We start from the raw sequence: 21315 nt of genomic DNA, 5'->3' as shown, positions 1-21315 counted from the left end.
TAGTCGATTTCAGCTGGTCAGTGCTAGCATTATTTGTGGGCATTACGACTATTCTCATTACTATGCACCTTACTATCCCTAGGAATTGTTGTTGAATATCTGCCCCTTATGCCATGGCGTTGAATTACTCGCTTATCATCAAGATAGGAAGCGTAACTACCTGCAATGCCAAACCTGCCAACTGGTGAGCGTGCCTTCTGAGTTTTATCTTTCGGCCGAGGCAGAAAAAGCCGAGTACGATAAGCACGAGAACCATGCCGATGATCTCGGCTATCAAACATTTTTAAATCGCACACTCGAGCCACTACTTAGCCGTGTTAGCACTTCGGCCCAAGGGCTCGATTTTGGCTGCGGAGAAGGTAAGGCATTGAGTCTAATGGCAAAGGCGCGCGGTTATCAGATAGATAATTACGACCTTTATTACGCTAATAATCCCGAAACGTTAGCCCGCCAATACGACTTTATTACCTTAACCGAAGTCATAGAACACGTGAGTGGTGCCGCAGGTTTGCTTACTCAGCTCGATAGGTTATTAAAACCCAACGGCATTTTGGCGGTTATGACCAAGCGTGTGCAGGATAAAACCGCATTTGCCCGCTGGCACTATAAAAACGATCCCACCCACATCAATTTTTACGCCGAAGCGACTTTTGAGTGGCTCGCGCATCACTATGGCTGGCGACTCGAAATTATCGATAAGGACGTAGTCTTCTTGCATAAAGAGAGGCATAAAGGAATTCATCAGTCGAGTTAATGCTGTTGTCGCTTAAATGTACTTATCATCAATTTGTGACGCTATAGATACCTGATTTTCTATGTTTTTTGTTGCAATGCCAGTGGCTATTACTAATACCTCAAGCTCTGACTCAAGATTAGGGTTAGTCGTTAGCCCGATAATCACTAGGGCATCGTGGGGGGCGTTGTTTGTTTAGCGCGCCTATCTGATTGTATTAACTGAGTTCTATGGTGTTCCTCGCGACGACACTCACAATTGCCGCTAGTGCTTGGTCTATATCATCGAGTAGTGGATGTTGCACCGAACGTTTACTCGTATTCTGCGTGTGGTTTTCAAGACGCTCGATTAATTCATTCACCGATATTTTACGGGGCGAGCGAGAGTTCAAACTGAGTAAGGGTCACTTGACGCTGAAAATTAGGCTGTATATCTAGTTAATAAGGTATGGCTGGAATAGCATTCTAGTAATAGAAGGCTGCGACAAAATCTGTCGCAGTAATATGAAAATAGAATTTATGTGGTTAATTCGATTAAATAAGTTCGCCAAGTGTATATGTTAGCGGTATAAAGCAAACGGATTAACACTGCGGCCAAGTGTCAAGATGAAGGAATAAATACAATGGATGTTAAGACGTATCTACAAGCATTGAGTGCTATTTACACCAACATGAATCAAACATTAGAGCTGGATCGTGGCTTATCAAACTCAGTCTTAGATGAAGCCGAAAAACAATTAGGTTTTAAATTTGTTTCTCCGTTAAGGGAGCTTTGGGGATATGCCAATGGCGGCAATGAGTGGAGCACAGCCTTTGCCCGGAAAGATTACTTTTGCCGATATGATTTTTTGTCATTAGCCTCATCTCTTACATATCGTGACCAAATGAAAAAACGGGCCCAGCACTACGCTAATTACCAAGAGCCAGAAGTGCGGGATCCCAAAATCCAATCGGGATGGTATCAAGAAGGTTGGCTGCCCTTTGCCCAATTTGGGGGTGGCACATTACTCTTGATTGCAGATCATTCGCCCTCAGCATTAGGTAAAATGGGACAAGTGATCGCATACACCCATGACCCCGATATGATGGACTTTATTAGCCCAGACCTAAGCCAATTTTTTGAGCAATCCTTGGCGCAAATCGCGCTATATCCAGATGACTTAATTGAGGATTAAGGATAACAAAAATGTACGATCCATTATTCAACAAACCTAGTGAACTGATTATTGAAGGTGAGCTTCAGGGCAACGATAAGTTACGCATAAAAATGCTCGAAGACGTTTCTCTGATGACACCAGAAACGAAGCATCAAATTCTAAATGCTATGCTCAAAATGCATAAATATTTTGAAAATTATTGCGGTGATTTGGAGGTTTCTTTAAATACCATCAATGAAATAGCCGCAAATACCCAGCCGTTGTACATTATATTGGATGACACCAGCACAATGGAGACTCGGGCAATTCGTTATCATTACGCCTGCAACTGGGAAACCGATCATGGGGTAGAAGTGATGGTACTCAATGGTAATCAAGTGATTTTTGTGGGCAACTGCGGTTACACCTATGGTGTGTTATTAGCCTCCATTGATAGTGCTTTATCCCTTCAAGATGAAGAGCTTAATTTTCTGTGAGTTGCTGACTAAATTTTACAACTATTATTCCCGCGCAATACTGTGTTACTCAGAAAGGCAATTTTAGCTAAGCATTTTAGCCAGACATCCACATATGATGGCTCTTGTTCAAGTAATTTTAGCCAGTACAGGTGGTAGAGAAACCGAAAGTGCATTATGTTGTTGATTTAAAATGGGTGGCTAGACTTTGGCTGGTAAACCAAGCTAAGGAGCCAAAACGTAACAAAGCGTTTAAAATCCTTCGCTTTACTCACTGGAAGTTCAAACTGCTGCTTCAGTTTGAAACTCCTTTAACACGGAGTTAACTTCCTATGACACCTGAATATCTAGCCAAACAAGTTGAATTTATTGACTGGCTCTCGGCTGCAAGTCCGATTGAAGGCATATTGGGTTCTACATATGGATGGGAGTGGCTGCCTACAAGCAGAGATCAAGAGGATCCTTTGAATGGTCCGAAAAAATGTGAGGAAACAAAAGACGCAGAGATGCTTGTGTATAAATCGGCGCTCAGATCTCTGAGAAAAATTGGCCGGTCACATCCTTTGCTTGTGTATGGTCCTCATGATTTTACTGAGAGCTTTAGAGGCGGCGCACTCTTTGCCTTCAAAATGGCAGCGAGAGAGGCCGCTCTCAGACAAAAGGGCGTATGGAGTGAGGTGGCTGAGTTGTATAGCCAAGGCCGATGGCCATGTGGTTTTAAAGAAAATCGTGAATTTGTTGTTTTGTGACTAAAGCTAACGATGCCAAGCATTAGGACAGCTTTTCCGTTGCCTTGAGTTTCTTTAACTGAGATCCGCCATCCCTATCTTTTTTCAGGTTGATTTATCTAAAAGCTGGATTCCAGCCCACAAACATTGCGGGAATGACGGTTAAAGACAGCCTCTAATGAAGCACAGTCTCTTTTACCTTTATCACTAAATCTATTAACAATTCCTCCTTGTCCGTGTAGTTTAGGTAGCTTATAAAAACAACAATAGGCTATCGCTATGACTTTACCCTCTGTATCACTTGCTGCATCAACATCATTTGAATTTAAGCCCCTAGTAAATAAATCCCGTTTTTCCAAGACCTTACTCGCGTCGGCCTTAGCCTTGAGTTTTATGGGCACGGGTTTTAATTCGGTACAAGCGGCGACCAGTGCTATGCCGGATGCGGCTAAGTTGGCGGCGGGTGTGGAGCAAAAGGTGATCGACTGGCGTCGTGATTTGCATCAACATCCTGAGTTGTCTAACCGTGAGTTTCGCACCAGCAAGATTATTGAAAAACATCTGAAATCCTTAGGATTAGAAGTACAAACGGGTGTGGCGCATACGGGCGTGGTGGCCATTTTGAAAGGCGGGAAGCTGAAAGGCGGCAAGCCCGGTCCCTTGATTGCGATTCGGGCGGATATGGATGCCTTGCCTGTGACTGAGGTGGTTGATTTGCCCTTTGCCTCTAAAGCGACCGATACCTATCGTGATCAAAAAGTGGGGGTGATGCATGCCTGTGGGCACGATACCCATGTGGCAATGTTGATGGGCGTGGCTGAAAACCTCGTGAAAGTGAAAGACAGCCTCGCGGGTGATGTGATGTTTATCTTCCAACCTGCCGAAGAAGGCGCGCCAGACGGGGAAGAAGGCGGCGCAGAATTGATGCTAAAGGAAGGGCTGTTTGCTAAGCGTAAACCTGCCCAAGTGTTTGGTATGCATGTGACCTCGAGCATGCCGAGTGGCATGATTGGCCTGCGCAGTGGTCCAGCAATGGCGAGTGAAGACTCTTTTACTATCAAAGTGAAAGGCAGCCAAACCCATGGTTCGCGTCCTTGGAATGGGGTCGATCCTATTGTCGCTGCGGCACAAATTATCACTAACGTGCAAACGATCGTCAGCCGTCAGGTGGATATCACTAAAGCGCCGGCAGTGGTGAGTTTTGGCGCGGTCAATGGCGGTATTCGCTCTAATATTATTCCTGATGAAGTCGAGCTGATTGGTACAATTCGCACCTTCGACCAACCTATGCGCGCCGATATTAAACTGCGTCTAGCGGAAATGGCACAGCTGTCGGCGAAAACCTTAGGGGCGACTGCCACTACTGAGATCCATCAAGGTTATCCTGTGGTGGTCAACAATCCCGAATTAGTCGCCAGTATGCGGCCTGTGCTTGCGAGTGTGGTGGGCGATAAGATGCTGATTGAACCTGGGTTAATCACAGGTGCCGAAGACTTTGCTTACTATGCCTTAGAAACACCGGGGATGTTTTTCTTCCTTGGGGTTACGCCAAAGGGAACTGACCCTGAAACGGCGGCTAGCAATCATTCCCCGGCATTTTATGTGGATGAAAGCGCGCTAAAAGTGGGCGTTGAGGCCATGACCAAAGTGGCGTTAACGGCGCTCAAAGCCCAATAAGTGGCTAACGTATTATTCCGTAAGCACTGCGGTATAACTTGAGCTTACAAAAAATCGGCGCGGGATACGCTTCCTGCGCTTGATTTGTTAAACAATTTACCTCTATATGTGGATATTTACAGCAAGGAGCGAACAAGATGAAGCGCACGCTATCGGCTCTGGTGTTGGCCATGGGACTTTTGAACCCCCTAAGCCAAGCACAGGCCACCACGGCAGAAGACATTAAGAGTTTCACGCTAGATAACGGCATGAAAATCATGGTGCTAGAAGATGCCTCAATTCCCAATGCCAACATGTATTTATTTTGGAAGGTCGGTTCACGTAACGAAGTGCCCGGCATTACCGGTATTTCGCACTTTTTCGAACACATGATGTTCAACGGTTCGAAAAAGTACGGCCCAAAAATGTTCGACCGTACTATGGAAGCCGCAGGTGGCGCGAACAATGCGTATACCACTGAAGACATGACGGTTTATACCGATTGGTTCCCCGCCAATGCGCTCGAAACTATGTTCGATCTCGAAGCTGACCGCATCGCTAACTTAGATATCAACCAAGCCATGGTCGATAGCGAACGTGGTGTAGTGCAGTCGGAGCGTTCCACTGGCTTAGAAAACTCTAACTGGAATGCTCTCGAAGGCGAAATCAAAGGCGTGGCATTTTTAGCCCACCCTTATTCTTGGTCGGTGATCGGCCATGAGTCGGATATCGCCGCTTGGTCGCTGGAAGATTTAGTCCAGTACCATAAAACCTATTACGCGCCGAACAATGCCGTGGTCGTGATTGCCGGTGATGTAAAGCTTGCCCAAGTAAAAGCCTTGGCAGACAAGTACTTTGCGCCTATTCCGGCACAGACTCCGCCTAAAGCGATTCGCACTGTCGAACCTGAGCAAAAGGGTGAGCGTCGCACCTTTGTACAAAAGGCATCGGTCAGCACACCTAACGTAATGTTGGCGTACCATATTCCGGCGGCAACCCATGCGGATTTTTATGCGCTGGATTTATTAAGCTCGATTCTAAGCCAAGGTAATAGCTCGCGTTTATATCAATCATTGGTTGATAAACAAGTGGCCTTAGAAGCGCAAACCTACATGCCGATGTCGGTCGATCCTAACCTCTTCTATGTGATGGGTGTTGCTACACCTGAGGTGAAAGCCTCGACGCTGGAGCATGCGTTGATTGAACAAATCGATGCGATTGCGACAACGGGTGTTACCCAGCAAGAACTGGATAAAGTTAAAAATATTAAGTTGATGGATTTTTATCGCTCGATGGAAACCATTAATGGTAAGGCTAATACCATAGGCACCTATGAGATGTATTTTGGCAGTTACGACAAGTTATTTAATGCACCTGAAGCCTATAACAAGGTGACGCCTGCGGATATTCAACGAGTTGCCCAAACCTACTTACGTAAATCGAATCGCACTGTGGCTGTGCTGGCGGCAACTGAGGAGTCTTCCCTATGAAATCGACAGCAGTGAAATCACTTAAGATGGCATCACTTGGGAAATCGTCTAAGTTAATGGCCGCATTAGCCCTAGGCACAAGTTTAGCCTTAGCGGGTTGTGCTACGACATCGGCACCAAAACGGGTCGATACTGGCAGCTTTGCGATGCCAAGTTACGATAAGTTTGTGTTAGATAACGGCTTAACTGTGTACTTAATGCCGCAGCGCGAAGTGCCGTTAATTACCTTAAATGCCGTGGTACGCGCTGGTGCAGTGAATGACACCACCGCAGGCGTGGCACAAATGACAGCAGAAGGCTTGCTGTTAGGTGCGGCGGGGAAATCTAAGGCTGATATCGAGCAGCAAGTGGATTTTCTCGGTGCAAGCTTAGTGGCCGAAGCGGATAAGGAAGGCAGTTATCTGAGTGCTGACTTTATGGCGAAGGACATTGACTTGATGCTGGGCTTATTTAGCGCGGCGATGTTAACGCCTGATTTTGATGCCGCCGAGTTCGATAAACTCAAACAGCGCGCGATTGCTGGGCTGCAGCAGGATAAAGAGAGCCCGCGGGCGGTGATTGGTCGTTACTTCGATAAGCTCGTATTTGGTGCACATCCTTATGGTAATGCGGCTTCGGGTAACAGTGATTCGCTTGAACAAGTGACTGTGTCGCAGCTGCGCGCCTTCCATAAGAGTTACTATCAACCTTCCAATACCGCGATAACTGTTGTGGGTGACTTTGATGTGGCGACGATGAAAGCCAAGCTGGCGCAAGCCTTTGGTCAGTGGCAGGGCAGCGAAAAGCTGGTGCAGCCTGATTTAAACCAAGGTTTGCCTCAGTTGAGTGAGGCCAAAGTCTTGCTGGTGGATAAACCCGATGCAATCGAAACTACTTTTGTGATTGGGGGCTTAGGTATTAGTCGTGACAATCCAGACTATGTAGGTTTAACGGTAGTGAACACTATTTTAGGTGGTCGTTTCACCTCTTGGCTTAACGACGAGCTGCGGGTGAACGCGGGGCTAACCTATGGCGCGCGCTCAGGTTTTAGCCCTTATACCGATTCGGGCGTATTCACAATCAGCACTTTCACTAAGACGGAAACCACTCAAGAAGCGATGGATCTAGCCTTAAAAACCTATGCACGTTTATGGGAGAAAGGTGTAGATCAAGCGACTTTAGATTCGGCTAAAGCCTATGTTAAGGGTCAGTTCCCGCCTCAGTTTGAAACCTCAGGTCAGCTGGCAGGGCTCTTATCTGGCATGTATTTGTACGGTTTCGATGATAAGTTTATCAATGAGTTCCAAGCTAAGGTGGATGGTTTGACCTTAGAAGAAACCCAAAGGTTAGTGAAAACTTACTTCCCGCAAAAAGATCTGCAATTTGTGCTGATTGGCAATGCGGCTAAGATTGCACCGATTGCTGCTAAGTACGGCAAAGTGCAAACCGTCGATATTAAAGCCACGGGATTTGGCCAATAAGCCATCATTGCGAGGCTTGATTCGATAAAGAAAAGGTCTGCATAGTGCAGACCTTTTGCTTTTCTGTTCTAGGTTCTAGGTGCTGCGTTTATTGTCCACCTGGCTTAGCATAATGGGTCATCCAATCTTTCACTTGGTTATACCAATAGATAGAGTTATTGGGTTTCATAACCCAATGATTTTCATCGGGGAAGTAAATCATCCGTGATTCCACATTGCGAGTTTGCAGGGTGCGGAACAGTTCAAATCCTTGTCCCACAGGTACCCGGTAGTCGAGCTGACCGTGGCTGACTAAGGTCGGAGTGTTAAAGTTAGCCGCAAAGTAATGCGGAGAAATAGCTTTATACAGCTCAGGATTATCCCAGTAGTTGCCAAATCGGGTGCTGTGCACGGCAAAATCCGACGCCATTTGTGAATACATGTCGTAAACCGCAGCGTGGATCAACAAGGCTTTAAAGGGATGTGGTTGACCTAAAATAATTGAGGTCAGATAACCGCCGTAACTTGCGCCACCCGCCACCATGCGGTCGCTGTCTATCCAGCTTTGCTGTTTAAACCAGTCGGCCGCCTTGAGCACATCTTCGAGGGATTTATTCTTCCAATCTGGGTTAATCGCATCGGCAAACGCTTGTCCGAAGCCGCTAGAACCATGGAAGTTTGGCCAAGCAGTGACATATCCCCAAGAGGCGAAGGTTTGTGCGTTCCAACGGTAATGGAAACCGTCGGTAATGGCGTTATGTGGCCCGCCGTGAACCAGCATAAAGAGGGGATATTTTTTACTGCGATCAAATCCGGGGGGATAGTGAACCCACATTTGAATATCTTGATCTTGATATCCCTTGTAGGTCACTGATTCGTAAGTGCCTAAATCAACATCTTTGAGAATATCGTCATTAAAATTCTCTAGGCGTACCGTCTTACCATTGCGGGGATTAATGCTGACCAAGCGCGCTGGGTGCAAAAAGCTCTCGTTGGTGGCAATCAGTTCACCGTCTTTGCCTATGGCGGGTTGGCCAAAGTCAGTTGCCTCTGTAATGGCTTTGACTTTACCGTTTTTGGCATCGATATGATAAATGCGGTTAGTGGCGGCATCTTCGATGGTGGCATAAAAGCCTTTACTGTCGGGGGTCCAATTAAATTGGCTGACCGAGCGATCCCAGTCTGGTGTTAGCGTATTAAGTTTGCGGCTATCAATATCCAGTAACATCAGCCTTATGGTATCGGCATAGAAACCGGGGATTTTCTGACGGGTAAAAGCCAGCGTTTTGCCATTGGGACTAAAGCTGGGATCAGCATCTGCGGCTTGATTTTCTGGGGTGATATTCTCTGCTTTACCACTGCCAATCGTCGCAAGGAAAATATCCAGTTTAGGGTCGACACGGTTGTCTGATCCATAAGTACTGAAGGCAATTAAGCGTTCATTAGGCGAAATATCGTAACTTGAACTGCTTTGGCTCGAGCGTGGTAACTCATGGCCGAGCGCTTGCGTCACGGATTCGACTTCGCCGCCCGAAGCGGGGATCTTAAATACATGGGCTTGGCGACGTTCATCTAACCAATGATCGAACTGAGCGTAGGGCAAAGCATTCCACTGGCGAGCGGAGACCTTATTGTCCTCGTCGGCTTTTAGTTGGGTTTTCATCTCGTCCCATGTTTGATTTGGGAATACATTGCTGATGAAATACAAATGCTTGCCAACCCATTTAATACCATTTACGCCAGTAGGTATGTCGGTTAAGCGCTGCGCTTCACCCGGACCGTCCATAGGCAATAGGTAGATTTGGCCTGCGTCGTCTTCATTTCGCTCACTCACAAAGGCCAAGGTTTTGCCGTCGGGCGAAAACACGGGCTCGCTCACCTTTAACCCTTTGACTGTAATAGCGCGATTATTTTTACCTTCGCCATCAAAACGCCATAACTGGGTCGAACCTTTATCTTCCTTCAGATCATATTCTGTGACTGGCGCAATAATATGCTCACCAGAGGGCGATACGACTGGGGTACCAATACGCTTAAGTTGCCAGAGTAATTCCACCGAGAGCGGTTTACCCTGCTCCGCAAATGCTGAGCCGAATGGCATCAACAGACAGAGCAATAAGATTCCTGTCTTCTTCACTGTGAGTCTCCTTATCATACATATAGTTATAATGATTTTATTTGTAGTGCAGATTCGAGAGTATAGAAACCGAGCATGAAAGCAAACTGAGTGATAACCCATAGCGGGACGCTTTGTGTAAGCATCTGTGAATGGTTGTCGGCTAATTGTGATTTGTTGATGACAGAATTACAGGCTAATCTAGGGTGATATTTCGGCTGAGGACTAGGTAGATGCAGAATAAAATCAACCGATTAAGACTATTATGGGGAGTGACAATTGCACTGAGTACTGTTATTCCTCTGGCTGCGCACGCGGCTAAGGTAAGTTTTAGTGAGTTTTGCCCTCAGTTTACCGGTCAATGGGTGGGCGATGCCGCCAAAGTGGGGGAAGTGCCACGAAAAGTCACAGTCACCGGATTTTGCTCCCATGATATGCGGCAGCTGTTATTGTCTGTGAGTGTTGGCACGCGTGCGCCCTATAGTGAAACCTGGTGGTTTAGGGAGCAGGGCGAGCAAGTGTTGTTGACCTATTACGATGGCGTGTCCCAAGAGAAGCAGCAAGTCTTTAGCTTATATCGTCAAAATGGCGATTATTCTTTGCTGGGTGAGGGCGTGGTGACTGCCCGGTCTGCGTTAATTCAATTACTGTTTGAGGTAAAGGGGGCGGGTGCTCAAGCTAACGCATGGCAATGGACGCAGAATATTCAATATTTAGATGATGATGTTGATCGCTATCAGCTTTTTCGCGGGATAGAGATGACGCCAGTCGCGCCATCTCCTTAGTCGCCAATCCGATTTACCTTCGATAGCGCTTAAAGTGCGCCAGCAAAATCCAGTTGGCGCCACGCTTCATAGCTGATAATTGCCACCGCATTAGACAGATTCAAGCTACGGCTGGTGGCCGCCATGGGGATGCGTAGTCTCTGCTCAGTGGGGATGGATTCGATAATCGCCATCGGTAAACCTCGGGTTTCTGGGCCAAATAGCAGCACATCGTCTTTGGCAAAACTCAGCTCAGTATGCGGGCGACTCCCCTTAGTGGTGCAGGCCATAATGCGCTTGCCAGCCATAGCTTCGAGGAAAGTATCGAAGTCTTTATGGCGAGTCACATTGGTTAAGTCGGCATAGTCCAAACCCGCGCGGCGTAGCTTTTTCTCTTCTAGATCAAAACCTAATGGCTCAATCAAATGCAGCTGGCAGCCATTGTTTGCGCAAAGGCGAATGATATTACCTGTGTTAGGTGCGATTTCTGGCTCATAGAGTGCGATATGGAACATACTGGCCCGCCTGTAGAAAATGACGGCCGATTATACGGCAAACGGCGCCCAAGCGCAGTGTCTGTTGTGAGTGGATTTGGCTAAGTTCATGCAATAGAGGTTGTAATTGGTGGAATTGTTATCTCAAGGCTTGCCTGTTTTATTATCTCAAAGTAATATATCTCAGCGTCAAGATACTTTCTAAGAAGTCATTATGCCCTTTATTATTGCGTTACTCGCTCCTGTATTTTGGGGGACTACCTATGCGTTAGTGAGTCTCTACTTACATGACATGTCGCCCTACTGGGTAGCCGTGTGGCGTGCCTTGCCTGCGGGGATATTAATGCTGATGCTGCGTCCTCGTTTGCCAACTTTGGTTTGGTCAAAGCTTGGTTTGCTCGCTTTTTGTAATATTGGTGCCTTCTTCGCCTTGCTATTTATCGGCGCTTACCGTTTGCCGGGCGCAGTGGCGGGAACCTTAGGGGCCACTCTGCCGCTCATCTTCTTAATACTGGCTTGGCTCATTGATAAAAAACGCCCAGGAATGAAGTGGTTATTATTAGGTTTGATGGGATTAGGTGGGGTCATTTTACTGCTTAACCCTTCGGCGGATCTCGATCCTATCGGCGTGTTGTGCATGTTGAGCGCCACTACGTTAATTGCCTTTTCTTCTCGCTGGATGCAAAAGTGGGATGTGGGCGACTTTTTAGTGCTGACCGCGTGGCAGCTATTATTGGGCGGTTTGATGCTGATCCCACTGGCTTGGTTTATGGCAGGGCCACCGCAGCTACCGAGTATGACGCTTGTACCTTCACTGATATGGTTAGTGATTGCCAACACCGCCGTTGCCTATTGGGCTTGGCTGTGGTCTATGAGAAACTTAGGGCCAGAAATCATGGGTATGGTCGCTTTAGTCAACCCTGTGGTTGCCGTATCATTAGGGGTCATGATTGTGGGGGAAACTTTAGATATGCGCCAATGGATGGGAATAGCGGTGATTTTATTGTCACTGTTATTGATGAAATTGCCGCAGAATTTAAGGTTAAATCCATTTAAAAAAGTGCAACCCTAGTCATTATTTTGGGGTGAATGAGGCATAGATGCTAAAACGTTTGGATCTGAATTTACTGCCCGTACTCGAAATTCTACTTGAGGAGCAAAGCGTGACCGCCGCTGCTGCGCGGTTGCATTTGAGCCAGTCGGCGGTGAGTAAACAGCTCACACGTCTGAGGGAAGTGTTTGATGATCCTTTATTTGAGCGTACCGCCTACGGCCTAAAACCGACGCCCAAGGCTTTGTCACTCGCGCCTGAGTTGCGCCAATGCTTACAGCAATTGGCGCAATTTACTCGGCCGGATACCTTCGAACCCGCCTTGAGCCAACGACAGTTTAGAATGCATTTGGTCGAAACCACCTATTCGCTGACCTTTCCCCATTTTATGCCCATGTTGCTCACTCAAGCGCCCGGTGTGAGTCTCAATTGCCAAACGTGGCGACTCGATACCATGGACAGATTACTGCGCTGCGACATCGACTTAGCCATAGGTTGCCGCGAGTGGGATGAGCGCTCGCCCATGCATGTGAATAATATTCCCGATGACTTATGCCATGTTGAGTTAGTGCAGGATTATCCCGTGTGTTTGATGCGTCGTGATCATCCGGCGTTAACACAAGAATGGAATTTAGATACCTTCTTGAGTTATCGCCATCTGCAAGTGGCCTTTGGCGGTTTAGAGCATTGGTTGCTGGATGATGTGTTGCAACTCGAGGGCCGTAAACGGGATATTGCCGTGAATATGACCGACTTTCAGAGCGCGCTTACCCTGTGTGAACAGAGCGATTTGATCCTCTGCGCGCCTTCGCGCTATGCCTTGGCTGTGATGAAGTCTTTTGAGCTTCAGTCTTTACCATCACCCATTAAATTGATCCCCGGCGCGTATTTATTGATGTGGCACAAACACTTTGAGCATGATTTAAGCCATAAATGGCTGCGAGAGTTGATTATTAGCCAAGTGCGAGATAATAATTTATCATTATAAATTAATAGCTTGTATCGTTTCCCTCCCTGTTTTTAATGGTTGATTTAAGTTCATCGTCCCAGTGGCATCTTGTTTTTTTGTAGGAAATATCTTAATTGGATTTTGACTACTGTAAATAATAGATAAGTAAATATAATGCCAGAGCACCACCTTTGCGAGTTGGTCAAATTTATAGCTAGGGACCTCGGGGCTAAACTTCTCGAAGGTAATTTTCGAAGGCCTATAATTTATTTAGAAGAGATGGTTCTCTTTTTTATTACATAGGTTTAAGTTTTATTATGATTAAATAGGTTGAAACTTTGCTTGATATTCAATTTTTTGGTTTAACTTTATATTCAATTGGATTGTTTTTAGGTTCATTTATAGTGCTATTTCTGTCCGCTTGGATTGGGAAAAAAGTTATCGGTAGGAAGGGCGTTAGTAATAATGAGGGCGATGAAGATTTTAGAGTAATACTAGGAGCTACTTTATCTCTTCTTGGTTTAATTATTGGTTTTACGTTATCGATGTCAATAAGTGGCTTCAATAGTCGGCAGGCAGCGGAAGAGTATGAGGCTTTTGTTATTCGTACTGGTTTTATGCGAGCAGATTTATTGACTGAATCGAGCCGTGATTTAATGAAGGCCACACTACGAGAATATTTACAGCAACGAATTAATATTTATGATGCACAATCGCCTGAAGGTATTGACTTTATTAGGATGAAAGTGTTGGATTTGCAGAAAGTATTATGGGAAACAGCGGTGCATGAAACTACCCAGAAACAAACTCCTGTGACCTCATTAGTGATTGCCAGTATTAACGAAATTGTACTCGCTCAACAGAAAACCTTTGCTGGATGGCGTCATCAAATTCCATTAGCAGCTTGGATTTTATTGGTGGTTATTGCAATTAATTGCAATATATTGATTGGTTATAATGCAAGGAAAGTTAAAGGGAAGTTAGGTTTGTTATTTATCTTACCTGCAATGATTTCATTATCATTCTTGATGATTGCTGAAATAGACGCTCCAGGGAAAGGTATTATAAAAGTGACACCTATTAATTTACAAGCTCTAGCTAACATGCTTAATAAATAATTGTAAATTAGTTTTTATAAATTTAAATTCATATCGAATAGTATATTGCTGAGTGCTGGGGCACGATTATGATAATTATCTGTAAAATCTGCCTGACTAAAGTATTGGCTAAGTGCATTGAGCGCTTCTTTTACTTTTGCGGGCTGCTTATCCCGCGCCGACGTTACGCTATAAACACTGTAGGTATTGAGTGACCATTCGGGTAATAGGGTGACAAGTTGGCCGCTTTCGAGGTATTTGTGTACTTCAGGTTCGGGCAGGGCGGCAAATCCTAGACCATCGAGTGTGAGTTGAATTAACGCCTGCATATTGTTGACGCTAATTCGCTGGCTTGTCAGTTCAAAACACTCTTGGCTGAAGGCGTGGGTTAAGATATCGCCTTTAGCATAAGTGTGATAGATCCGATTTAATTCAGTTAATTCCTTTGGGTGGCTAAGGTTTTTATGCATTGGCAGATAATGGGGTGAGGCGCAAAGTAACATACGCCAATCGGCTAAATGGCGGGCAATTAGGTTGGAATCCGATAAGGGGCCGATGCAAATCGCCAGATCGATACCGTCGTTGACTATATCTATCGGGCCATCTTGCAGTAGTAAATTCAAACTTATCTGTGGATGTGCTGCCAACAGGTAATTAAAAGGTTCGCTTAACAGGCCGCCGCCAAATCCTATAGGCGCGGCAATCTTTAATTCCCCTGATGGAATACCTTTCAAGTTATTAAGTTTCTGCTCTGTGCTTTCGACTATCGCTATGACCTTGCGGCAATTCTCGTAGAACAAACTGCCCGCTTCGGTGAGTGTGAGGTTGCGGGTATTGCGGTGGAACAGGCTGATCCCCATGTCCATTTCGAGCTTGGTCACTTGCTGACTTACCGCCGACGAGCTGAGATTTAATTGCTGCGCTGCGGCACTCATTGAGCCCTTTTCTGCGATTGTCGCAAAAACGATCATCCCTTTGATCATGTTTTTATTCATTTTTAAGTAACTCTTACAAGTGAATACCTAAAGTCTAACTTGAGCTGATTGTAACATAGAGATACATTGCCGTATTGAAAATTGTTCTCATTTACAATCTTTGCTCTAATGGAGACTTGTCGGTTATGTTGTTAAGTCGTAAGAAGTACCTCGCTCAAGTGATCACCGCTTTATGTTTGTTGCCCACAGTACCAGTAACAAATGCCCTTGCGGATACCGCGTCAGATAAAGAAAAGATGATGGAAAGAATCGTGGTGACTGCATCGGGATTTGAACAGCAAATTCGCGATGCGCCAGCTTCTATCAGTGTGATCACCCGTGAGGATCTGGATAACCGCTTCTACCGCGACTTAACCGATGCCATGTTAGAAGTGCCCGGCGTAGTGATTACGGGCGGTGCAGACCGTCAGGATATCAGTCTGCGGGGCATGGGTAGCCAATACACGTTAATTTTAGTGGATGGTAAACGCCAATCCTCGCGCGAGACACGGACCAACAGTGACGGCCCAGGCGTTGAAGGCGCTTGGACGCCACCATTGGCTGCTATCGATAGAATTGAGATCGTTCGTGGGCCTATGTCGTCACTTTATGGTTCGGATGCCATCGGTGGGGTAATTAACATTATCACTCGCAAAGTGCCAAACGAGTGGCAGGGTGAGGTGCGACTCGACAGCACTTTGCAGGAAAAATCTGACTCGGGAAATGTGTATCAAGGCAACTTTTTCGTCAACGGTGGTTTGATCAAAGATCTGCTAGGGATGCAACTTTATGGTCAATATACCCAGCGTGAAGAAGATCAAATCTATGGTGGTTACCGAGGTCGCGATGCGACTAACTTGACCGCGAGATTTGCGCTCACACCCAATGAAAATCACGATATCATGTTTGAAGTTGGTACTTCTAACCAAGAACTCGACAGCAGTTTAGGTAAAACCGTCACACCGTTAGCACCGGGCGAAGCCTGTGGCCGTCGCGGTTGCCCTGAATCTTCAACGACAGAATATGAAAACAGCACCTTCTCCCTTTCACATACAGGTCGTTGGGACTTTGGTACTTCGGATAGTTATATCAAGCATGAAGTGTTTGATAATAAAACCCGTAAGATGAAAATCACTAACACGGATGCGCAATCTAGCCTTATCACTACGTTAGGCCAAAGTCATACAGCGACCTTTGGCGCAGCATTCAACCATCAAGATCTCACCGACGAAACAGGTAACCAAGTGAGTGACTTAACTGATATTAGTCGCAAACAATGGTCGGTGTTTTCAGAGGATGAATGGCGCATTGTCGATAACTTTGCTCTGACCATGGGGCTGCGTTTGGATGATGATGAGAACTTTGGTAATCATGTCAGTCCGCGCGTTTATGGCGTGTGGGGATTAACCGACAGCACCACCTTAAAGGGCGGTGTATCAACAGGGTTTAGGGCGCCGAGTTTACGCCAGACAGTGCCCGACTGGGGACAAGTTAGCCGCGGTGGCAACATGTACGGTAATCCAGATTTACAACCTGAAACTTCAGTTAACTACGAGTTAGGTTTGTATTCTGATCTGACCGAGAGCATTACCGCCAGCGCGGGAGTGTTCTATAACGAGTTTAATGACAAGATCACCCGCGTTGCCTGTCCTGCGACTCAATGTACTGATGGTCCAAATCAATTTGGTTCTAATCCAACGACTTATGTGAACGTCGACGAAGCTGTGACCCAAGGGATTGAACTGAGTATCGATTATCGCATTCGCTCAAACTTGAGTTTGACGGGTAACTATACCTATACGGATTCGGAGCAAAAGACAGGTGTTTATAAAGGTAGCCCATTGAATCAATTGCCTAAGCATTTGATCCAAGCGTCTTTCAACTACGAGCCTATTGATAATTTAAGCACTTGGTTGAGGGTGAACTACCGTGGTGAAGAGAGCCAACCGACGACAGGACCTTCATCGAGCAGTTTAATCGCCCCTTCTTATACTCTGCTGGATTTGGGGGCTAACTACCAGTTGAACGATAGCTTGAAATTTAGTGCGGGCATTTATAACGCCTTCGATAAGGAAATTACCCAAGAGGAATACGGTTATATCGAAGATGGCCGCCGTTACTGGTTAGGTATGACTTATAGTTTTTAAATTAAAAATAGCGAGTTATAAAGAAGCCAGCACTTAGCTGGCTTCTTTTTTGATTATTCAAAATTCGGTTTACGAATAAACAGGACGCTGAGATCTTGCTTTGGCGTGAACTGTTTTTGTTGGAATTCAAAGGTGAGTGGATCGGTTTTTTTAAGCTCGCCATCAAAACACAAGCTAATGAGATCTGTGGGCTGGGATTTTTTTAGGGTGAGTTTGAAGTCCTTAATCGACCCTTGCCAGTTATTAGCTGTGACCAAAATATAGCTAAGATGGCTCCATTCGACGCCAATCTCCTGATCTTCACCGTCTTGTTTGACGATGAGATTGCGTTTCTTAATCCCTTGCTTGGCGCTTTCATCTAAACAGGCCAGTTCAGTGTAAGTATCAATAATACTACTGGCAGTATCGGGGATGCCCGTTGAGAGGCTTGGCGTGTAGCTATGGCTGATAGCGACAGATTGGCCCGCGGGAAAGGTTTGTTCCCACACAAAGTAATCACTTAGGGTAAAGGCGATTTGTTGGTCCTCATCCAACCATTGCTTGGGGAGTGCGGGTTTGCCCTCGGGGACTTCGGCATATTCGGCAAAGTAAGCGACTTCATCTACCCCCCAGCCAAGCTGTTTCAGCTCGGTTGAAATATCGGTTTTATCGGCAAGTTGGGCAACAAGCCTGTGTTGAGTTGGCTGGGTTTTGCCATTCACTTTAAGGGTGAAGTTATCAATACTGCTGTGATCGGCGGAGCCAAAAAACATCGGTGGCATGGGGAAGGCGATGGGGACGATAAGATCCTGCGAACTGGTGTTGGTAAACACATAATCGACCCTGACTTCGGTCTCGCTGATGAAGAGGGACTCTTTATCCATACTGATATTAGGCTGATATTTCAAGGTAATAGAGCCATTAGCATCGCCAAAACTGCTATCGTTGGCAGAGGCAGTTTCTCCGTAGACGAGTAAAACTATAGCAAAAAGGGGTATGGCTAAGTGTGCTGACATGTACTTCTTAACTCTAGTTGGATGCTTTAAGTATCAATGGGGAACGATTATTGCGCGCGGGCGAGGTCGATGGCCGCACTTATCGCATTTCGCGCTTGTGGGCTATTTTTCCAGCAAGTGGTGCGCAGCATGCTGGCGACTAAGTTAGCAATATCATCCACTTCGTGTTGGGCGAGTTGTTGCAGCGAGCTGATGCCAATTTCTTCGAAGCGTTTAATTACCGTCGGGCCAACGCCTTTGAGTGCTAATAAGGCTTGTTTTTCTTGTTCATTAAAACCCATAACGAATACTCCTTTATTGTTGGGATTGTGCTCAATTAATAGTACTGGGCAAGATTACCTTTAAACCGAGTTAACAAAAAGGCCCTCGAAGGGCCTGTTTAGTCTTTATGAATCAACAATCATCAATAAGTGTTACATATCGCAGGGTTTGAGTGGCTTACGCAATTGAGCGCGCACGTTGTCCATGCCTGAGTAAAACTCTTTCATCATCAATAGACCCATCATCTTGCCGTTATCGGTGACGATCAGATTGTCTGGATCTGTTGGGTCGTTTTTGATGGCGCCAATCAGTTTCATCGAGGTCATTTCTTTAAATAAGGCGGTATCTAAATTGACGCCAAAGGTTTCGCGGAAATATTTACGCGATAAACGGCCGGAGAACATGCCCAGCAAAAAGCGATATTGCATCACGTCTTTTTTGCTGTAGTTCTTTTGTTGCTCGACACCCATTTGACCCGCTGCGATGCGTTCTTGGTACTTACGTAGTGAGAAAGTGTTCACATAAAGCGTGTCATTTAAGAAACTAAATGAGCCCGAACCTACCCCTAAGTATTCGTCGTAATCAATAACGTATTCGTCAAATCCTTCATCATCGGTTTTACCAAATGCCCATGCAGACAATTGATTATATTGACCATTAAGACTGTTTAATATTTGGCGATATTGGTTTGCCATATCCGCTTGCGGCGCCGCTAATTTGCCTTTAACACTTTTACGGGTTTGATGAGTGATCATCAGCGGATAGGTGGTAATTTGTCTTGGGTCTAAGCGCGATGCCATATCTAAATCGTGCTGGATCACTTCATCGGTTTGGCCGCGGAAACCAAAAATCAGGTCGACGTTGATAATAGGGAACAACTCTTTGGCACCCATGATCTTGTCGAAGGTTTGCTGACCCGTGCCGAATTTATCGAGTCGGTCGGTCATTTTTAAAATATCGTCATTAAAGCTTTGTACGCCGATAGACATGCGATCCACTAAGCCTTTGAGCTGTTTAAAGCCTGGGCTGTCTAAATGCTGCGGATCGGACTCGCAGGAGACTTCTTTAATGCTAGGAAATAGGGTTTTAGCGTGTTCTATGGTGCGGGCTAATTCGTCTTCTAATACCGTGGTGGTACCACCACCAATGTACATAGATTCAAAGTCATAGCCGAGGGCCTTGACCATTTCCATCTCTTTACGTAATGAGATGAAGTAGGCACGCGCCTTGTCTTCCTTAAACATAAAACGGTGGAAGGTACAGTAAGAGCACAGGGTATGGCAGAAGGGAATATGTGCGTATAGCATATATTTTTTGCCTTCAACCGGTGCAGGCATCATTTCTGCGGAAAGCGTATCGAGGCGAAGATTCTTATCGACATAGTACTGCATGACCCGTTCCATCGAGCCGAGCATCCAGTTAGGGACGGTAATATTCGCTTGATAAGGCGTTGCGATAGCGCCGCTGAGCGTTTGAATAACTGATGACATAACGATTCCTATCTGAGAGTGCTAACCGTAAACACCGAAATTGCTTTAGGTAATTCACGACCACCTAGCGCAATAAGACTACCTCGTATGTAATTGTTAAAACGTGAACTGGTTATAAGTTACGGTTTCCTAACAAGGAAATCACGGGCTTTTTGTTAAGCAGATCATGTTTTAGCGATTGAGAATGCATTTTTATCATACATTTTTTAGCGGAGTTTATTGTAGATTTGCGGGGTTAGCTTGCCGTGTCAGTCTAAATACTGAGATTGAAAATCACCATTCTAGGCATTTTGTTGCTGGCGGATTAGCGCTTGTCTATCCAAGGGACGGCTGTCATCATCCGAGCGATAAAAATAACCTCTTGATGTAAAGGGCCCACTATGTTGGCAAACGTAAACCGCTTCTTCCCGCTGTTGGCACTGATAGGCGCAATGACAGCTTATCTGATACCGAGTTGGTTTACTGAGCTTAAATCCGCCATAGTGCCGCTGTTGGTGATCATCATGCTATCTATGGGGCTCACCTTAGATCTTCAGGATTTTGCTAATGCCTTCAAACAGAAACGTGCGGTACTCGCAGGACTCGTGCTGCAATTTTCGGTCATGCCGCTCAGCGCATTATTGATCAGCCTGTTATTAGGATTAGATAGGGAACTCACCATAGGCATGGTGCTAGTAGGCAGTGTTGCAGGCGGCACCGCCTCAAACGTGGTCTGTTATTTAGCGAAAGGCGACGTGGCTTTATCGATAACCATGACGGCCCTATCAACCTTAGCGGGCGTGGTGTTAACACCACTGATTATTAAGCTGTTGATTGGGGAAATGATCGATATACCCTTCGCCGATATGCTGCTGAGTTTAGTGAAAATTGTGCTAATCCCTGTCAGCGTTGGCGTGATTATCAATCATTTTTTTAAATCGCTGGTGGCTAAAGTCGCTCCTGCATTGCCACTGATTTCTATCTTGGCAATTGTGATGGCGATTACGATTATCGTGGCGTTAAATGCCAATCAGTTTGATAAAGTTGGCCCCATTATTCTGCTGGCCGTGTTCTTACATAATGGTCTTGGTCTCGCCTTAGGCTATTTCTGTTGCCGTTTATTAGGCTTTAACCACACAGTTTGTAAAACTATCTCTATCGAAGTTGGCCTACAAAACTCCGGTCTCGCCACTGCTTTATGTATTAAATTTTTTAGCCCCATTTCCGCTATCCCCAGTGCCATCTTCTCGATATGGCATAACCTATCAGGCGCCATGTTGGCCGGATATTGGGCGAGGGAATCGCAAGATTAATAAGATGTTGCTGTCGAAAATAGACTAT

Annotated in this window: 20 protein-coding genes; 13 read left to right on the top strand and 7 right to left on the bottom strand. The window is 45.8% G+C overall.

Going from position 1 to position 21315, the window contains the following annotated elements; genetic code table 11:
• Nucleotides 1–91 precede the first annotated feature (91 nt).
• A complete protein-coding gene (locus tag L5M11_RS19845; protein WP_263182627.1) occupies nt 92–754 on the top strand; it encodes a class I SAM-dependent methyltransferase in 663 nt (220 codons plus the stop codon).
• A 196-nt stretch (nt 755–950) separates the two neighbouring features.
• Here L5M11_RS19845 and L5M11_RS19840 read toward each other — a convergent pair whose 3' ends face one another.
• The gene (locus L5M11_RS19840; protein WP_211085969.1) at nt 951–1094 is read right to left on the bottom strand and encodes a hypothetical protein; all 144 of its coding nucleotides are present in this window, start codon (nt 1092–1094) and stop codon (nt 951–953) included.
• Nucleotides 1095–1355: 261 nt separating this feature from the next.
• Here L5M11_RS19840 and L5M11_RS19835 point away from each other — a divergent pair, with 261 nt between their 5' ends.
• The 6 genes from L5M11_RS19835 (at nt 1356) to L5M11_RS19810 (ending at nt 7678) form a co-directional block, all read left to right on the top strand.
• Complete coding sequence (locus L5M11_RS19835; RefSeq protein ID WP_263193046.1) at nt 1356–1907, top strand: SMI1/KNR4 family protein; 552 nt, start codon at nt 1356–1358, stop codon at nt 1905–1907.
• Nucleotides 1908–1918: 11 nt separating this feature from the next.
• Nucleotides 1919–2365, top strand: coding sequence for a DUF6985 domain-containing protein (locus L5M11_RS19830; RefSeq protein ID WP_263182624.1), 447 nt, complete (start codon nt 1919–1921; stop codon nt 2363–2365).
• A gap of 311 nt (nt 2366–2676) precedes the next feature.
• Nucleotides 2677–3093: a hypothetical protein gene (locus tag L5M11_RS19825; protein WP_263182622.1), complete on the top strand. Its 417-nt coding sequence runs from the start codon at nt 2677–2679 to the stop codon at nt 3091–3093.
• Nucleotides 3094–3351: 258 nt separating this feature from the next.
• The gene (locus L5M11_RS19820; RefSeq protein ID WP_263193045.1) at nt 3352–4749 is read left to right on the top strand and encodes an amidohydrolase; all 1398 of its coding nucleotides are present in this window, start codon (nt 3352–3354) and stop codon (nt 4747–4749) included.
• Nucleotides 4750–4886: 137 nt separating this feature from the next.
• On the top strand, nt 4887–6218 hold the full coding sequence (locus L5M11_RS19815) for a M16 family metallopeptidase (RefSeq protein WP_198572369.1): 1332 nt from the start codon (nt 4887–4889) through the stop codon (nt 6216–6218).
• Entirely contained in the window at nt 6215–7678 is a 1464-nt protein-coding gene (locus tag L5M11_RS19810; RefSeq protein WP_263193043.1) for a M16 family metallopeptidase, read from the top strand. The genes L5M11_RS19815 and L5M11_RS19810 overlap by 4 nt, the downstream gene beginning before the upstream one ends.
• Before the next feature lie 88 nt (nt 7679–7766).
• Here L5M11_RS19810 and L5M11_RS19805 read toward each other — a convergent pair whose 3' ends face one another.
• On the bottom strand, nt 7767–9794 hold the full coding sequence (locus tag L5M11_RS19805; RefSeq protein WP_263143261.1) for an alpha/beta hydrolase family protein: 2028 nt from the start codon (nt 9792–9794) through the stop codon (nt 7767–7769).
• Between the two features lie 212 nt (nt 9795–10006).
• On the opposite strand from L5M11_RS19805, the gene L5M11_RS19800 reads away from it, so the two are divergent.
• Complete coding sequence (locus tag L5M11_RS19800; RefSeq protein WP_263143259.1) at nt 10007–10558, top strand: hypothetical protein; 552 nt, start codon at nt 10007–10009, stop codon at nt 10556–10558.
• 29 nt (nt 10559–10587) lie between these two features.
• Here the strand turns inward: L5M11_RS19800 and trmL are convergent, their stop codons facing one another.
• A complete protein-coding gene (gene trmL, locus L5M11_RS19795; RefSeq protein ID WP_259566074.1) occupies nt 10588–11052 on the bottom strand; it encodes a tRNA (uridine(34)/cytosine(34)/5-carboxymethylaminomethyluridine(34)-2'-O)-methyltransferase TrmL in 465 nt (154 codons plus the stop codon).
• Nucleotides 11053–11245: 193 nt separating this feature from the next.
• Here trmL and L5M11_RS19790 point away from each other — a divergent pair, with 193 nt between their 5' ends.
• The 3 genes from L5M11_RS19790 (at nt 11246) to L5M11_RS19780 (ending at nt 14149) form a co-directional block, all read left to right on the top strand.
• On the top strand, nt 11246–12103 hold the full coding sequence (locus tag L5M11_RS19790) for a DMT family transporter (RefSeq protein WP_131525530.1): 858 nt from the start codon (nt 11246–11248) through the stop codon (nt 12101–12103).
• Nucleotides 12104–12131: 28 nt separating this feature from the next.
• Entirely contained in the window at nt 12132–13070 is a 939-nt protein-coding gene (locus tag L5M11_RS19785) for a LysR family transcriptional regulator (protein WP_263168491.1), read from the top strand.
• Nucleotides 13071–13369: 299 nt separating this feature from the next.
• Nucleotides 13370–14149, top strand: a complete 780-nt coding sequence (locus L5M11_RS19780; protein WP_105250566.1) for a hypothetical protein — start codon at nt 13370–13372, stop codon at nt 14147–14149.
• A 14-nt stretch (nt 14150–14163) separates the two neighbouring features.
• Here L5M11_RS19780 and L5M11_RS19775 read toward each other — a convergent pair whose 3' ends face one another.
• Nucleotides 14164–15123 carry a LysR family transcriptional regulator gene (locus L5M11_RS19775; RefSeq protein WP_263193042.1) on the bottom strand — a complete coding sequence of 320 codons (960 nt, stop codon included), beginning with the start codon at nt 15121–15123 and terminating at the stop codon, nt 14164–14166.
• Between the two features lie 125 nt (nt 15124–15248).
• Between L5M11_RS19775 and L5M11_RS19770 the strand changes: the two genes are divergently transcribed.
• Nucleotides 15249–17249 carry a ligand-gated channel protein gene (locus L5M11_RS19770; protein WP_263193040.1) on the top strand — a complete coding sequence of 667 codons (2001 nt, stop codon included), beginning with the start codon at nt 15249–15251 and terminating at the stop codon, nt 17247–17249.
• Between the two features lie 53 nt (nt 17250–17302).
• On the opposite strand, the gene L5M11_RS19765 is transcribed toward L5M11_RS19770, so the two are convergent.
• The 3 genes from L5M11_RS19765 to L5M11_RS19755 form a co-directional block, all read right to left on the bottom strand.
• The gene (locus L5M11_RS19765; protein WP_219255538.1) at nt 17303–18244 is read right to left on the bottom strand and encodes a DUF4424 domain-containing protein; all 942 of its coding nucleotides are present in this window, start codon (nt 18242–18244) and stop codon (nt 17303–17305) included.
• 47 nt (nt 18245–18291) lie between these two features.
• Entirely contained in the window at nt 18292–18525 is a 234-nt protein-coding gene (locus L5M11_RS19760; RefSeq protein ID WP_011787794.1) for a hypothetical protein, read from the bottom strand.
• A 132-nt stretch (nt 18526–18657) separates the two neighbouring features.
• A complete protein-coding gene (locus L5M11_RS19755) occupies nt 18658–19995 on the bottom strand; it encodes a coproporphyrinogen III oxidase family protein (RefSeq protein ID WP_105250563.1) in 1338 nt (445 codons plus the stop codon).
• Between the two features lie 380 nt (nt 19996–20375).
• Here L5M11_RS19755 and L5M11_RS19750 point away from each other — a divergent pair, with 380 nt between their 5' ends.
• Nucleotides 20376–21287, top strand: a complete 912-nt coding sequence (locus L5M11_RS19750) for a bile acid:sodium symporter family protein (protein WP_173248130.1) — start codon at nt 20376–20378, stop codon at nt 21285–21287.
• The last annotated feature ends 28 nt before the right edge of the window (nt 21288–21315 follow it).

Source organism: Shewanella sp. SM87 (assembly GCF_025653705.1).
GTDB classification, from domain to species: Bacteria; Pseudomonadota; Gammaproteobacteria; order Enterobacterales; family Shewanellaceae; genus Shewanella; species Shewanella oncorhynchi.
The sequence above is the reverse complement of the archived record's forward strand: the minus strand, read 5'-3'. Positions and strand labels throughout refer to the sequence as shown.

What these genes read in the sequence shown, in the direction of transcription:
- L5M11_RS19835 (WP_263193046.1), top strand. Translation starts at nt 1,356, where the DNA reads ATGGATGTTAAGACGTATCTACAAGCATTGAGTGCTATTTACACCAAC.
- L5M11_RS19830 (WP_263182624.1), top strand. Translation starts at nt 1,919, where the DNA reads ATGTACGATCCATTATTCAACAAACCTAGTGAACTGATTATTGAAGGT.
- L5M11_RS19825 (WP_263182622.1), top strand. Translation starts at nt 2,677, where the DNA reads ATGACACCTGAATATCTAGCCAAACAAGTTGAATTTATTGACTGGCTC.
- L5M11_RS19820 (WP_263193045.1), top strand. Translation starts at nt 3,352, where the DNA reads ATGACTTTACCCTCTGTATCACTTGCTGCATCAACATCATTTGAATTT.
- L5M11_RS19815 (WP_198572369.1), top strand. Translation starts at nt 4,887, where the DNA reads ATGAAGCGCACGCTATCGGCTCTGGTGTTGGCCATGGGACTTTTGAAC.
- L5M11_RS19810 (WP_263193043.1), top strand. Translation starts at nt 6,215, where the DNA reads ATGAAATCGACAGCAGTGAAATCACTTAAGATGGCATCACTTGGGAAA.
- L5M11_RS19800 (WP_263143259.1), top strand. Translation starts at nt 10,007, where the DNA reads ATGCAGAATAAAATCAACCGATTAAGACTATTATGGGGAGTGACAATT.
- trmL (WP_259566074.1), bottom strand. Translation starts at nt 11,052, where the DNA reads ATGTTCCATATCGCACTCTATGAGCCAGAAATCGCACCTAACACAGGT.
- L5M11_RS19790 (WP_131525530.1), top strand. Translation starts at nt 11,246, where the DNA reads ATGCCCTTTATTATTGCGTTACTCGCTCCTGTATTTTGGGGGACTACC.
- L5M11_RS19785 (WP_263168491.1), top strand. Translation starts at nt 12,132, where the DNA reads ATGCTAAAACGTTTGGATCTGAATTTACTGCCCGTACTCGAAATTCTA.
- L5M11_RS19775 (WP_263193042.1), bottom strand. Translation starts at nt 15,123, where the DNA reads ATGAATAAAAACATGATCAAAGGGATGATCGTTTTTGCGACAATCGCA.
- L5M11_RS19770 (WP_263193040.1), top strand. Translation starts at nt 15,249, where the DNA reads ATGTTGTTAAGTCGTAAGAAGTACCTCGCTCAAGTGATCACCGCTTTA.
- L5M11_RS19765 (WP_219255538.1), bottom strand. Translation starts at nt 18,244, where the DNA reads ATGTCAGCACACTTAGCCATACCCCTTTTTGCTATAGTTTTACTCGTC.
- L5M11_RS19760 (WP_011787794.1), bottom strand. Translation starts at nt 18,525, where the DNA reads ATGGGTTTTAATGAACAAGAAAAACAAGCCTTATTAGCACTCAAAGGC.
- L5M11_RS19755 (WP_105250563.1), bottom strand. Translation starts at nt 19,995, where the DNA reads ATGTCATCAGTTATTCAAACGCTCAGCGGCGCTATCGCAACGCCTTAT.
- L5M11_RS19750 (WP_173248130.1), top strand. Translation starts at nt 20,376, where the DNA reads ATGTTGGCAAACGTAAACCGCTTCTTCCCGCTGTTGGCACTGATAGGC.